This is a genomic window from Actinoplanes sp. NPDC048796 (assembly GCF_040650035.1).
In the GTDB taxonomy this organism is placed as follows: Bacteria; Actinomycetota; Actinomycetes; order Mycobacteriales; family Micromonosporaceae; genus Actinoplanes.
Map to the genome: position 1 here is coordinate 92,041 of NZ_JBEZGO010000014.1, position 14,408 is coordinate 106,448.

Below are 14,408 nucleotides of genomic sequence, written 5' to 3' on the forward strand. Positions count from 1 at the left end.
ATGATTCCCCAGCTGGGTGAGGAGGAGGCGCAGGCCGCGGCCGACGCCGTCCGCTCCGGCTGGGTGGCTCAGGGCCCGCGTGTGGCCCGTTTCGAGCAGGAGTTCGCGGCGGTCGTGGGTGCGTCGCAGGGCGTCGCCGTCAGCTCCTGCACGACCGCGCTGCATCTGGCTCTCGTCGCGCTGGACGTCAAGCCGGGCGATGAGGTCGTCGTCCCGTCGCTGTCGTTCATCGCGACGGCCAACGCGGTCCGCTACGTCGGCGCGACCCCGGTCTTCGCCGACGTCGACCTGGCCACGGGCAACCTGACGGCGGAGACGATCGACGCCGTACGGACGCCGCGCACCCGGGCGGTCATCGCCGTCCACCAGGGTGGCGTCCCGTTCGACACCGAGGGGCTGCGCAAGGCGGCCGCCGGCTGGGGCGTCGAACTGGTCGAGGACGCGGCCTGCGCGGCCGGCTCCACGGCGTACGGCCGGCCGGCCGGCACCGGCGCGACGCTGGCCGCCTGGTCGTTCCACCCGCGCAAGCTCATCACCACCGGTGAGGGCGGCATGGTGACGCTCGACGACGCCGACCGGGCCGTGCGCCTGAAGCGGCTGCGCGAGCACGGCATGAACGTCTCCGCGGCCGACCGGCACAAGAGCAGCCAGCCGGTGCTCGAGGCCTACCTGGAGACCGCCTACAACTACCGGATGACCGACATCCAGGCCGCCGTCGGTCTCGTCCAGCTCGGCCGTCTTGCGGCCCTGGTGGCCGACCGTCGCGAGAAGGCGGCGCGGTACCACTCGCTGCTGGCCGGTATCGACGGTCTGGTGCCGGTTCGCGACCCCGCTTACGGCGAGACGAACTACCAGTCGTTTTGGGTGCTCATCAACGGCGAATACGGGACGAACCGCGACGATGTGCTGGCCGAGCTGGCCCGCCGGGGCGTCTCGGCCCGGCGTGGCATCATGGCGGCCCACCTGGAGCCCGCCTACGCCGACGTCACGCCCGGGCCGCTGCCGGTGACCGAGCGCATCACCCGCGACTCGCTCATCCTGCCGCTGCACCACCAGCTCACCGAGGACGACCAGAACCACATCGTGGATGTCCTGCGGGAGCTGGCCAGGCCGTGACAGACCTGGTCATCGTCGGGGCGGGCGGCTTCGCGCGGGAGACCGCGTCGGCCGCCCGCGCCGACTTCAACGTCCTGGGCTTCCTCGACGACAACCCCGACCTGCACGGCACGACCCGCTCGGGCCTGCCGATCCTGGGCGCCGTCTCCCGGGCGGCCGACATGGACGCCGCGGTCGTGGTCTGCGTGGGCAATCCCCGCAACTTCACGGCCCGGCGCGGCATCGTCGAGCGGCTCGGCCTGCCCGTCGAGCGATACGCCACCGTCGTGCACCCGTTCGCGTCGGTCGGCGCGGGCAGCACGATCGGCCCCGGCACGGTGCTGCTGGCCGGCACGGTCCTGACCGCCGACGTCGCCGTCGGATCGCACGTGGCCGTCATGCCCCAGGCCGTGCTCACCCACGACGACCGGGTCGGCGACTACTGCACCATCGCCTCCGGCGTCCGGCTGGGCGGCGGCGCGGTGCTCGACGAACAGGCGTACGTCGGCAGCGGCGCCCTGATCCGCGAGGGCGTCACCATCGGCGCCCGATCCCTGGTCGGCATGGGTTCGGTCGTGCTGCGCGACGTTCCCGCCGGCGAGGTCTGGGCCGGCAACCCGGCCCGCCTGATCCGCTCAACTTCTTAGGAGCCAGCACATGTCCCGGATCCCGCTCGTCGACCTCGCCGCCGCCCACGCGGAGGTGGCCGAGGAGGTCGAGGCCGGCTTCAAGCGCGTCATCGCCGAGACCGCCTTCGTCGGCGGGCCCGAGGTGGCCGCGTTCGAGCAGGAGTACGCCGCCTTCTCCGGCCTGGCCCACTGCGTCGGCGTGGCCAACGGCACCGACGCCCTCGAGCTCGCGCTGCGGGCCGTCGGGGTCGGGCCCGGCGCCGAGGTCATCCTGCCGGCCAACACGTTCATCGCCACGGCCGAGGCGGTCGCCCGCTGCGGCGCGAAGGTCGTGCTCGTGGACTGCGACCCCCGGACGTACCTGATCGACACCGACGCCGCCCTCGCGGCCGTCACCCCGGCCACCAAGGCCATCGCGCCCGTGCACCTCTACGGCCAGATGGCCGAGGTCGAGAAGCTGGCCGCGGCCGGTGTCGCGATCGTCGAGGACGCCGCCCAGTCGCAGGGCGCGACCCGGCACGGCCGCGCGGCCGGCGTCGACGGCATCGCCGCCACCAGCTTCTACCCGGGCAAGAACCTCGGCGCGTACGGCGACGCGGGCGCCGTCGTCACCTCGTCCGGGGAACTGGCCACCACCGTCCGTACGCTCGGCAGTCACGGCGGCCTGAAGAAGTACCACCACGACCTGGTCGGCGTGAACAGCCGCCTCGACGGGCTCCAGGCGGTCGTGCTGCGGGCCAAGCTGGCCCGGCTGGCCGACTGGAACGACCGCCGCCGCGCCGCCGCCGCCCGCTACCACGAGCTGCTGGCCGGCCTCGACATCGTGCTCCCGGAGACGCTCGAGGGCAACGAGCACGTCTGGCACATCTACTGCGTGCGTATCCCCGGCGGCCGGCGCGACGCCGTCCTCGCCCGCCTCAACGAGGCCGGCATCGGCGCCGGCATCCACTACCCGATCCCCGTGCACCGTACGGGCGCTTTCGGCGGCCTGGGCGGATCCTTCCCGAATGCCGAGGCCGTGGCCCCGGAAATCCTCTCCCTCCCGATCTATCCGCAGATCACCGGTGAGCAGCAGAACCGGGTGGCCGAGGCGCTGGTCACCGCCTTGCGGCAGGAATGACCCGACAGGCGTTGGAGATCATCCGACCGGTGGAGTACGTCCTGTCAGGACGTGCCCCTAAGGTCTGCGGCAAGTAGCGGAAAAGGAATTCGAGGACACGATGGATAGAGCAAGGGCGCTTATCGCCGCCGCAACCGCCACGGTGCTGGGGGCCGCGGTACTCATCGGGTTGGGCCCGTCGGCGGTCTCGGCCGCCTGCTCGACGAACAACGTCGTGTGCGAGAACGCGCTGACCGGCACGCCGGACGGCGAATGGAACATCACCGGCGCCGGCGACGACTCCATCCAGGGTTTCGCCACCGACATGAGCGTCAACGCCGGTGAGACCGTCACCTTCAAGGTGCGGGCCGAGCACGCGTTCACCATCGAGATCTTCCGGATCGGCTACTACGGCGGCGCCGGCGCCCGCCGCATCACCACGCTGCCCGCCACCTACCCGGCGCAGAACCAGGACACCGCCTGCGTCGACGACGACACCACGCAGATCTACGACTGCGGCACGTGGGCTCCCTCGGCGACCTGGCAGGTGCCGGCCGGGCAGGTCTCCGGCGTCTACTTCGCGCTGCTGACCCGCACCGACGGCGGCTCCAGCCACATCTCCTTCGTGGTGCGCAACGACGCCAGCCACTCCGACGTCCTCTTCAAGACCTCGGACGCCACCTGGCAGGCCTACAACACGTACGGCGGGGCCAGCTTCTACGGCGGCCCGCAGGGACGCGCGACCAAGCTCAGCTACAACCGCCCCTTCGCTACCCGGGGCGCGTTCGACGGCCGCGACTTCCTGTTCAGCAACGAGTACCCGATGATCCGCTTCCTCGAGCGCAACGGGTACGACGTCACGTACACCACCGACGTCGACGCGGACCGTCGCGGCGCGCTCATCGCCAACCACAAGGTGTTCCTCTCCGTCGGCCACGACGAGTACTGGTCGGGCGCGCAGCGCACGTTCGTCGAGGCGGCCCGCGACTCCGGCACCAACCTGGCCTTCTTCAGCGGCAACGAGGTCTACTGGAAGACCCGCTGGGAGACGAGCAAGGACGGCTCGAACACGGCGTACCGGACCCTGGTCTGTTACAAGGAGACCTGGGACAACCGCAAGAGCGACCCGTCGACGGAGTGGACCGGCACGTGGCGTGACCCGCGCTGGAGCCCGCCGTCCAACGGCGGCGTCCCGGAGAACTCGCTGACCGGCACCATGTTCATGGCCAACAGCGACGACATCACCATGCAGGTGCCGGCGGCCAAGGGCAAGAACCGCTTCTGGCGCGGCACCGAGGTGGCGGCGCAGACCTCCGGCGCCAAGCAGCTGGCCAAGCACAGCATCGGTTACGAGTCGGACGAGGACATCGACAACGGCTTCCGCCCGGCCGGCCTGATCCGCCTGTCCGAGACCACCGGCCCGACCCCCGAGTACCTGCGCGACTTCGGCCAGGTCGTCTCGGCCGGCACCACCACGCACCACATGACGCTTTACAAGGCGGCCAGCGGCGCCCTGGTCTTCGGCGCCGGCACCATCCAGTACGCCTGGGGCCTCGACGACCACCACGACAGCGAGTGGGACATCGAGCCGGTCGACAAGAACATGCAGCAGGCGGTCATCAACCTGTTCGCCGACATGAAGGTGCAGCCGGCCACCCGGATGAGCACCCTGCTCGCGGCCAGCGCCTCGACCGACACGGTGGCGCCGACCGCCGTCATCACCTCGCCCGCCGGCGGCGCCACAGTGGCCAACGGCTCCCAGGTGACGGTCTCCGGCACGGCCTCCGACACCGGCGGCGGCGTGGTCGCCGCGGTCGAGGTCTCCCTCGACAACGGCGTCACCTGGCACCCGGCCAACGGCACCACGGCCTGGTCGTACACGGGCAACGTGACCGGCGACGGCGTGGCCACCCTCAAGGTGCGCGCGGCCGACGACAGCGCCAACCTGAACAGCAACCCGACCACCCGGGCGCTCACCCTGACCGGCTCGACCTCGCTGTTCGGCAACAAGGTCCCCGGCACCCCGGCCTCGACCGACACCGGCGCCACCGAGCTCGGCATCAAGGTGACCCCGCAGACCGACGGCTTCATCAAGGCGGTCCGGTTCTACAAGGGCACCGGCAACACCGGCACCCACACCGGCAGCCTCTGGACCGAGGGCGGTGACCTGCTCTCCAGCGGCACCTTCGAGAACGAGACGGCCACCGGCTGGCAGACCCTCACCCTCTCGCCGGCGGTGCCGGTGGTCGCGGGCACGACGTACGTGGCCTCCTACAGCGCGCCGAACGGGCACTACGCGGCCGACTCGTGGGCCTTCGCCTACCGTGGCCTGAACGCGGCGCCGCTGAGCAGCCCGCGCAGCCAGGACTCGGGCGGCAACGGGGTGTACGGCGAGCCGGGCGAGTTCCCGGTCCGGTCCTACGCGGCCACCAACTACTACGTCGACGTGCTGTTCGACTCGTCGAGCCTGACCGCGCCGACCGTCCTGACCGTGACGCCGACGCCGGACGCGCTCTACACGCCCGTCTCGGTGCAGCCCGCGGCCACGTTCAGCAAGCCGGTGAACGCCGCGGCCATCACCTTCACGCTCGTCAACGACGCCGGCGCCAACGTGGCCGGCACCATCGACTACGACGGGCCGACCCGTACCGCCCGGTTCGTCCCGGCGGCCGCGCTGACCGCGGGGGAGACGTTCACGGCCCGGGTGGCCGCGTCCGACGCCAACGGCAACGCGATGGCCCAGCCCAAGGTGTGGAAGTTCACCACCGACCCGGCCCAGACGACCGTGAACAGCCTGTTCCCGGCCGACCAGACGCCGGACACGGCCGCCGTCAAGGACTCCCGCGGCACCACGCTCGGCGTGAAGTTCACCCCGTCCGTGGACGGCACGGTCATCGGCATCCGGTTCTACAAGGGCACCGGCAACGGCGGCACGCACGTCGGCAGCCTCTGGTCGGCCGCCGGCAGCCGGCTGCGGCAGGCCACCTTCGTCAACGACTCGGCCACCGGCTGGCAGAGCGTGTACTTCGACGAGCCGTACAAGGTCGACGCCGGCACCACCTACGTCGCCTCGTACTACGCCCCGCGCGGCAACTACGCCGCCACCAGCGGCTACTTCAACGGCCAGCGCGTCAACGGCCCGCTGACCGGGGTCGGCGGCAACAACGGCCTCTACACGTACGGCGCCGACGTCTTCCCGACGAGCTCGTACGGCAACACGAACTACTGGGTCGACCCGATGTTCGTGGCCGCCCCTGAGGAGCCGCAGCCGCCGCAGCCGACCGTTCCCGCGGGCGCGGTCACGGTCTGGCCCAGCACGGCCACGCCGGCCAACGCGAGCTGGAACGACTCGGCCGCCATCTCGGTCGGCGTCCAGTTCACGACCGACGTCGCGGGCGTCGTCAACGGCATCCGCTACTACCGGGGCGCGGGCAACAACGGCACCCACACCGGTACGCTGTGGAACGCCGCGGGCGACCCGCTGATCACCGGCACCTTCGTGAGCGAGACGGCGACCGGGTGGCAGACGATGCTGTTCTCCCAGCCGTACGCGATCTCGCCCGGCGCCGTGTACACGGTGTCGTACTCGACGACGACCGGCCACTACGCGGTGACCTCGGGCGGCCTGGCCGCGGCGACCCACAACCCGCCGCTGCACGTGCCGGCCACCGGCGGTGTCTTCAAGTACGGCTCCGGATTCCCCGGCACCCGGTCCAGCCACAACTTCTGGGTCGACCCGGTCTTCACTCCCAACAGCTGAGCACGCGATGAACGGACGATGAGCATGCGATAGAAAGACGCGCCGGGTGTCAGTTGTCCGATCCAAACTGGACCCGAAGTACGGATGGCCTGGCGCCGTCGGAGGACGTTAGTGTCATCCCGGCGTCAGCGGAATGTGCGACATGCCGGTGCACCGGGGGTGTGACCGGCCGAGGGGAACGGCATGGATTTCTGGGACCTTACCAAGCTCATGATTCGCCGCTGGTATGTCTCGGTTACGCTCTTGCTGGTCACGATAGCCGCGACGGGCTACGCCGCGACCGAGATCAAGCCGGACTACGCGATCACGTCGTACGTCCAGCTGATCCCGCCGACGGTGGCCTCCGACCCCAACAAGGTCATTTCGGTGCAGAACCCGTGGCTGGCGCTCGGCCTGTCGTCGCTGAGCAACGCGGCCACGGTGGCCACGCAGGACCAGACGTTCCTGGACGCGCTCAAGAAGAAGGACGAGAGCGCCAGCTTCGAGATCACCATCTCGGACAAGAACCCGGTGGCGATCATCGCGGTCGTCGCGCCCACCCTCGAGGAGGCGCAGTCGGCCACCACCGAGGTGACGAACCACTACGAGAAGTCGGTCGTGGCGCTGCAGACGCAGTACAACGTCAAGAAAGCCGACATGATCACCGCGTACCGGCTCGACAAGGGTGAGAACCTCAAGCGCCCCGGCGGCAAGGTCAAGCGGGCCGTGGTCGTCATCTTCGCCATCGGCATCCTGCTCACCGGCGGCCTGACCATCCTGGTCGACACGCTCCTGCGGCGCCGCAAGCGCCGCAGGGGCGGCGACGCCGGTGTCTCGCCCGAGATGCCGCCGGGCGCGGCCGCCATCCCGCTGAACGGCACCTTCCCGTCCGTTCCGCAGATGAACCGGCCGAACGTCAACGGCGACGCCGACAAGACGAAACCCCTCGGCCAGTACGCCCGTGGCGGCGCCCCGCAGCAGAACGGCCGCGACCCCGGTGCGGAAACCATCGTGATCCCGTCCATGCCGCGGGCCCGTCAAGGCGGTGAGCGGGGCAACGATCGCGGCAGGCGCACTTGAGCGCCCCGCCGATCTCGGCGAGAGACCTAGAACCGGCGCTGTTCGCCGACCAGATGTACGCGACCCGCCGCCGGCTGGTCAAGCTGGACGCGGCGTTCGCCCTGGCCTTCGTCATCGCCTGGCTGACCCTCATCCCGTCCCGGCTGATCATCCCGGGCACCACGGCCGACGTCGGCCGGCCCGGCACGGTCCTGTGCGTCCTGCTGTTCTGCTGGTGGCTCGCCACGCGTCTCAGCCCCGAGCTGGTGATGCCGGGGCCACAGCCGATCCGCTGGGCGGCACTGTTCTTCTTCCTGTCGCTGCTGGTCTCCTACGTCATCGCCTTCGCCCGGGGTCTGACCCCGCTGGAGGCGAACGCGGCCGACCGGTCCCTGCTGGCCGGCGGGGCGGCGTTCCTCGGCGTCATCCTGGTGGCGGCCGACGGCATCTCCAACTGGAGCCGGCTGCGCTTCCTGCTGCAGGCGTTCGTCTGGTGCTGCGTGTACATGTCGGTCATCGGCCTCCTGCAGCGGGTGCTGCCGGTCAACATCGTCGAGTACATGCAGGTGCCCGGCCTGACCAACCTCGGCGTGCCCGGCTTCCAGGTGCGCGGCAGCGGGTTACGCGTGCCGGCGACGACCACCCACTACCTGGAGCTGGCGGCGGCGCTGTCGCTGGCCGTCCCGATCGCCATCCACTTCGCCAAGTTCTCGGCCAAACAGATCGTCCGGGGCCTGTACGGGGCGGCGGCGTTCCTGATCGTGGCCGGCATCCTGGTCACGATCTCGCGTACCGGAATCATCTCGATCTTCATCGCCCTGCTGATCCTCATGCCGCTCTGGACGTGGCGGACCCGCTACAACATCATCGCGATGGGCATCGCCGCCGTCGTCGCCATCTCGGCCATCCAGCCGTCCACGGTCCGCACCATCTACGACATCTTCGCCGGGGCGAGCGAGGACTCGAGCATCCAGGTGCGCACCGAGCGGTACGCGATGGTCGGGAACTACTTCAGCCAGCGCCCCTGGTTCGGCCGCGGGTCCGGCACGTGGGAATGGCCCATGTACCAGTTCCTGGACAACCAGTGGATGCGGACGGCCCTCGAGAATGGCATCGTCGGCATCGTCGTGCTGGCCGGACTGCACCTGACCGCGATCACGGTCGCCGCCATCGCCATGCGCCGGGCCGAGACCAGCGAGCAGAAACACCTGTGCCTGGTGCTCATCTCCACCCAGGTGATGGCCCTGTTCATCACGTACACGTTCGACTGCCTCACCTACACGACCTACTCGCTCTCGCTCGGCATGACGGTCGGCCTCTGCGGCGCGGTGTGGCGCCTCACCCACCCGTCCCGGGAGATCCGGACCTCGGCTCCGCGCTGGTCCCGGGTGTGAAAGGAACATTTCGGTGGAAGAGCCGCTCGGCAAACTAGTCAAGCGGGGCCTCGGCTGGAGCTTCGTCAGCAGCCTGGCCACACGCGCCGGCACCGTCCTCAGTGGCATCATCCTGGCCCGGCTGCTGTCGCCCGCCGACTACGGGCAGTTCACCGTCGCCCTGGTCGTCCTGATGATCCTGGTCAACATCAACGACCTCGGCATCGAGCCGACACTGGTCCGCTGGGCCGGCAAAATCGAGAAGATCGCCCCGACCGCGACCACCCTCATCTTCGCGGCCAGCTGCCTGGTCGCGGCGGCGGCGTTCTTCGGGGCGCCGGGCATCGCGTCGGCCCTGAACGCGCCGGAGGCGGCGGGCATCGTCCGGTTGCTGGCCGTCTCGGTCGTCATCAACGGCCTGTTCGCGGTCCCGTCGGCCATGCTGACCCGCAACTTCATGCAGGGGCGCCGGGCCACGGCCGACCTCACCGGCATGATCGTGACCCTGGGCCTGTCCATCGTGCTGGCATCATTGGGCTTCGGCGCGTGGAGCCTGGCCTGGGGCCGCTTCTTCGGCAACCTGGTGAACGGGGTACTGCTGCTGGTCTTCACCCCGCAGCGCTTCCGGCCGGGCTGGGACCGCGAGGCGGCGGGCCACGTCCTGCGGGGCGGCCTGCCCATCGCGGGCACCCTGCTGCTGGCGGTGGGGCTGATGAACCTCGACTACATCGTGGTCGGGCGCCTGATGAGCCCGGAGGCCCTGGGCCTCTACCTGATGGCCTTCAACCTGTCGAGCTGGCCGGTCAGCATCCTGTCGGTGGCGGTGGCCCGCGTGTCGGTGCCGGCGTTCGCCCGCCTCCAGGACAACCTGCCGGCGCTGAGATCGGCGTTCAGCCGCTCCCTGACCCTGATGCTGATCCCGACGTCGCTGGTGGTGGCGGGGCTTGCGGTGTACGCCCTGCCGGCCACCCGGGTCGTGTACGGCTCGGAGTGGTCGGGGGCGGCGGCGGCCCTGACGTTCCTGGCCATCCTGGGCGGTCTGCGGGTGGCGATGCAGCTGGCGGCCGATTTGCTGACGGCCGTGGGCAAGGCCCGCCTGAACATGTACATCCAGGCGGCGTGGATCGTGGCCCTGCTCCCAGCCCTGATCATCGGGGTGTCCCACGCCGGGATTCGGGGGGCGGGCATCGCCCACCTGATCGTGGCGCTGGCGGTGGCGTTTCCCCTCCACCTGGCGGCGGTGGCTACCGTGTCGATCCCGTGGTCGGACGCTGTTCGGGCCTGTGTCCGGCCGGTGCTGGCGGGGGTGGCGGCGGCCCTGGTCGGTGTCGGGGTTCAGCGGGTGGTCGACGGGGATCTGTTGACGCTCCTGCTGGGGGCGGTTCTCAGCACGGCGGCGTTTGCGGTGGTTGCCTGGCCGGCGTTGAAGTTGATTCGCACTCCTGCTCCGGAGGAGCCGGTTGCGGTGTCGGGGATCGTGGCTGCTCGGTGAAGTAGGGGTTTCTTGCGCTGGGACGGTTGAGGGCTGGGTGTGGCCGACCCTGACTGGCTGGGGAGCGCTTTACGTCTGGGTCGGCCACACCCGGCCCTCAACCTTGCGTGGGGTTTCGCTGCCGGGCAGTCGGGGGGGGCACTGGCTGCTTGGTGGTACGAGGAGTGGGCTTTCACCTTGCGCCTGGGTGTGGGGCGGGGTTCGCTGCCGCGTGGGGGTTCGGGTGGGCGGGTCTGTCGGGCCGGCCGGGCTGGGTGGGGGGGCCGGGCGGCAATTCCAGGCCGGTTGCGCGGGTTGGTGGGTGTGGGGCGCCGGTGGTGTCTCTGCGAAGTCGGTCGGGATCGGGGCGGCGAGCTCAATGGCGTGATGTCGGGGGTCCACTGCGGTTTCGGCGAACCGGGCTTGCTGTCGGACCGGCGGCGGGGGTGTGACGTCGGTGGTGTCCGGCTGGGCACGCCGACGAATGCGGTTGACCCGGTGGGTGCGGGGCCGGGAGGGTGGGGGCATGGATGCTCGGTCGGTCGGTAACCGTGCCGCCTGGAACCAGGCTTATCGGGAGCAGCTTCAGTACTTCGGTGGGCTGCCGGCCGACGACACGCTGGTGGCCGAGGAATATGAGCTGCTGCGCGGGATTCTGGCGGCGCGGCCGCTGGTGGTGCACCCGCAGAGCGGCAACGGGGAGGACGACATCGCGCTCGTACGGGCCGGTGCCCGGGCGGTGATCGGGGTCGACTACAGCGAAGTGGCCGTGGGTGAGGCGCAGGGCCGCGCTGCTCGGCTCGGTGTCGCCTGCCGTTACGTCATGGGTGCGGTTCCCGGGGTGCCGTTGCGCGATGGCTGCGCCGACCTGGTCTACACCGGCAAGGGCGCGCTGATCTGGATGCCGGACATCGACGCCTGGGCCGCCGAGATGGCACGCCTGGTGCGGCCCGGGGGCCACCTGTTCCTGTACGAGGGTCACCCCGCCACCGAATTGTGGACCTGGGACCTCGACAAGCCGCGCATCCGGTCCGACCGTGACTACTTCGGCCGCTCGTTCGTCTGCGACGACTTCAGCTTTCCCGCCCACGGGGCCGTCATGTGGCAGTGGAATCTGGGCCGCACAGTCACCGCCGTCGTCGACGCGAGCCTCGAAGTTCGCCACCTGGCCGAATACCCGGAACCGTTCTGGCGCATGGGTGAGGTGGACGCCGCCGCCTTCCGCGGTCGTCTCCCGAACGCCTTCTCTCTCCTGGCCCGGGCACCCCAGCGCTAGCCGGGAGTCGGTGTCAAACGCCAACAGTGGGCTTGTTGCGGAGGAACGGATTGGAGAGGCGCGCTCCTAGCGACCCGATCCCCGCCGAGACGGCGCCCGGCGGCGGCCTGGCGCGGGTGGAGAGGAGAGAGCGGAGGCCCGGCGGGTGAAAAGAGCGGAGGCCCGGCGGGTAAAGGGCGGGACCGGCGGAAGGGGCGGAGGTCTGGCCGGGGAGGGCGAAGCCCTGCACAGATGAGAGGGCCGCGCCGGATGAGGGCAGCGCCGCATGAGGGCCGCGCCGGGTGGAAGGTCTGTGCCTGGCGGGTTAGCGGGAGGGGAGTAGGTCGCGGGCGGCGCCGGCGGTGCGGACGGCGGCGGTGCGGAGGCCGTCGGTGGCTCGGCGGCGTATGGGGGAGTGGTCGGTGAGCGTTTCGCGGCAGAGGGTGTCCAGGTTTGCGGTGACGGACTCCAGGGAGTAGTTGCGGAGGATGAAGTCGCGGGAGAAGTCGCCCAGTTCGGTGGCGGCGGTCGAGGGGGCGGTGGCCAGCTCGCGGATCTCGGCTATGAGGGTGCGGTTGCCCTCGTCGCCGTCGCCCAGGCCGTACATGCCGGTGTAGAGGAAACGGTCGGCCGTGGAAGGGGTGAAGGCCGCGGCGAAGCCTTGTTCGCCTACGACGACTGTGGGCTTGGCGAAGGCCAAGGATCGCAGCGACGAGCCGCCCATGCCTACCACCACGTCGGCGGCGGCGTAGGCGGGGCGGGGGTCGGACATGGCGCCGGTCAGGACGATGGCCGGGCGGCCCAGGGCTTCGTTGACGGTGGCGGATTGCGCCTCGATGGCGGGGCGGGCGGTGCCGTCGCCGACGATGACCAGGCGCAGGGTGGGGATCTCGGCGCCCAGGGTCGTCATGGCTTCCACCGTGCGGCGCAGGCTTTCCAGCTTCAGGTGTTCGACCAGGCGGGAGACCGTCACCACCAGGATGTCGTCGGGGGCCAGGCCGTGGGTGGCGCGGAACTGTTTGCCGAGGGTGGGGTCGGGGGCGTTCTGGTGGACGTCGACCGGGGGGAGGAGCAGGCCCAGGCGGTCGCGGCCGGCGGCTCGGGCCTGGTCGAGGAGTTCGTACGTGCCGAAGGTGGTGCGGACGGCCCGGGGGATCAGGCGGGGCACGCCCATCGACATCACGGTGGACAGCAGCGGGAGGCCGGTGGGCAGGTGGACGCCGTAGAAGGCGTCCAGGGTCTGCGTCCAGTCCCAGGCGTGGATGAGATCCGGTTTCTCGTCGCGGACCGCGGCGCGCAGGGCGCGCATGCGGGCCGGTGACGGGTGGGAGCCCGGTTCCGGCGCGGGAATGTAGCGCAGCCGCAACGACGAGGCCAGGGACTCCATCGGGCCGGGGGTGGCGAACAGGACCGGGTCGTAGCCGTGGTTGTCGCGCAGGGACGCGGCCAGCTCGATGGCGTTGACCTGGGTGCCGCCGACCTCCAGGCGGTGGGCGTAGACGAGGATTTTCATGAAGCCTCCAGGTGGAGGAGGTCGGCCAGTTGGGCGGCGCGGCGGTCCCAACTGTGCTTCTGGGCGAACGCTCGGCGGGCTTCGGCCAGTGCGGGGGTACGGGGCACCGCGAGCTCCGCCCGCACGGCCGCGGCGAAGGCCGAAGGGGTCGACGCCAGGGTGACCAGGTCGGTGCCGAGCCACGTCACCGCGGGCAGGGGAGTGGCCACACCGCCGCGGCCGGCGGCCAGATATTCCAGGGTCTTCAAGGGGAAGCTGGCCCGGTTGAACTCGTTGTCGGCGTACGGGGTGAGGCCCACGTCGATCAGGCGCAGGTACGACGGCATGTCGGTGTGCGGTTTCGGGCCGGTCCAGCAGACGTTCGCGCGCTGGGTGAGCGCGGTGAAACGGTCGGCCTGGTAGCCGGGCGCGACCGGGCCGACGATGAGCAGCGAGACGCCGGTGTCGGCGACCGCTTCGAGCAGGGACAGGTCGATGCGGTCGTTGACGTGGCCCAGCAGGCCCGCGATCGGGCCTTCCAGAGTGACGTCGGTGGGCAGTGGCGCCTCGTCGACCGAGGCGTACAGGTCGGGGCGGCAGCCGTTGGGCACGAACTCGGAGGGGAAGCCGTCACCGGCGTACCTCTTCTGCAGGGACTCCGAGACCACCGCGACCGCGTCGGCCCGGCGCAGCGAGCGTGCCTCCTCGCGGAGCAGCCGCTCGCGGGGCAGGCCCAGCATGCCGGCGCCGGCCACGAGGTCGTCGGTGGCGTAGAAGACGCGGCGCCGCGCGGGCATGTCGAAGCCGGGGTCCTCGACGCGGGAGGAGACCACAGCGGCGAGCGGCCCAGCCGAAGGGTAGAGCTCTTCGATAGCGCGAGAGACCGCTCGCCGAACCATCGGCGGCACGAGGCGGTGCAGGCCGGGGCGGCTGTGGCCGGGCACGACCGGGGTCACCAGGTGGGCCAGGCGCGGTGAGAGGACGCGCAGGCGCGGGCCGTCCATCAGGCTGCCCAGCTCCGGCCGTTTCAAGGAGGTCAGCGCCGAGACCGGGGGTTCCACGAAGAGGACCGGGTTGAACCGGCTCAGGGCCGAGGCCATGTTGCGGTCGTGGCCGGGTGGGCCGTCCCAGCGGCTGCCGGAGAAGTAGACGATGAGGTCGCCGCGGCTGCCCTCGAGCGTGGATGTGGTCACGGA

The 14,408-nt window shown here is 70.7% G+C and carries 10 protein-coding genes; 8 read left to right on the plus strand and 2 right to left on the minus strand.

Annotation, left to right across the window (positions count from 1 at the left end; translation table 11 throughout):
• The 8 genes from AB0C26_RS38175 (at position 1) to AB0C26_RS38210 (ending at position 11,741) form a co-directional block, all read left to right on the plus strand.
• Positions 1 to 1,116 (plus strand): DegT/DnrJ/EryC1/StrS family aminotransferase, encoded by a 1,116-nt coding sequence (locus AB0C26_RS38175; protein ID WP_360257988.1) that lies wholly within the window; start codon positions 1 to 3, stop codon positions 1,114 to 1,116.
• On the plus strand, positions 1,113 to 1,742 hold the full coding sequence (locus AB0C26_RS38180; protein WP_360257849.1) for an acetyltransferase: 630 nt from the start codon (positions 1,113 to 1,115) through the stop codon (positions 1,740 to 1,742). The genes AB0C26_RS38175 and AB0C26_RS38180 overlap by 4 nt, the downstream gene beginning before the upstream one ends.
• A gap of 10 nt (positions 1,743 to 1,752) precedes the next feature.
• A complete protein-coding gene (locus AB0C26_RS38185; RefSeq protein ID WP_360257851.1) occupies positions 1,753 to 2,844 on the plus strand; it encodes a DegT/DnrJ/EryC1/StrS family aminotransferase in 1,092 nt (363 codons plus the stop codon).
• A 100-nt stretch (positions 2,845 to 2,944) separates the two neighbouring features.
• Complete coding sequence (locus tag AB0C26_RS38190; protein ID WP_360257853.1) at positions 2,945 to 6,583, plus strand: DUF4082 domain-containing protein; 3,639 nt, start codon at positions 2,945 to 2,947, stop codon at positions 6,581 to 6,583.
• A 183-nt stretch (positions 6,584 to 6,766) separates the two neighbouring features.
• Positions 6,767 to 7,642, plus strand: coding sequence for a hypothetical protein (locus AB0C26_RS38195; protein WP_360257855.1), 876 nt, complete (start codon positions 6,767 to 6,769; stop codon positions 7,640 to 7,642).
• A complete protein-coding gene (locus AB0C26_RS38200) occupies positions 7,639 to 9,015 on the plus strand; it encodes an O-antigen ligase family protein (protein WP_360257857.1) in 1,377 nt (458 codons plus the stop codon). Before AB0C26_RS38195 ends, AB0C26_RS38200 begins: the two co-directional genes overlap by 4 nt.
• A 13-nt stretch (positions 9,016 to 9,028) precedes the next feature.
• Positions 9,029 to 10,486, plus strand: a complete 1,458-nt coding sequence (locus AB0C26_RS38205) for a lipopolysaccharide biosynthesis protein (protein WP_360257860.1) — start codon at positions 9,029 to 9,031, stop codon at positions 10,484 to 10,486.
• A 505-nt stretch (positions 10,487 to 10,991) separates the two neighbouring features.
• Positions 10,992 to 11,741, plus strand: a complete 750-nt coding sequence (locus AB0C26_RS38210) for a class I SAM-dependent methyltransferase (protein ID WP_360257862.1) — start codon at positions 10,992 to 10,994, stop codon at positions 11,739 to 11,741.
• Positions 11,742 to 12,045: 304 nt separating this feature from the next.
• Here AB0C26_RS38210 and AB0C26_RS38215 read toward each other — a convergent pair whose 3' ends face one another.
• Complete coding sequence (locus AB0C26_RS38215) at positions 12,046 to 13,233, minus strand: glycosyltransferase family 4 protein (RefSeq protein ID WP_360257865.1); 1,188 nt, start codon at positions 13,231 to 13,233, stop codon at positions 12,046 to 12,048.
• On the minus strand, positions 13,230 to 14,405 hold the full coding sequence (locus AB0C26_RS38220; RefSeq protein WP_360257867.1) for a glycosyltransferase: 1,176 nt from the start codon (positions 14,403 to 14,405) through the stop codon (positions 13,230 to 13,232). Before AB0C26_RS38220 ends, AB0C26_RS38215 begins: the two co-directional genes overlap by 4 nt.
• Positions 14,406 to 14,408: the final 3 nt, after the last annotated feature.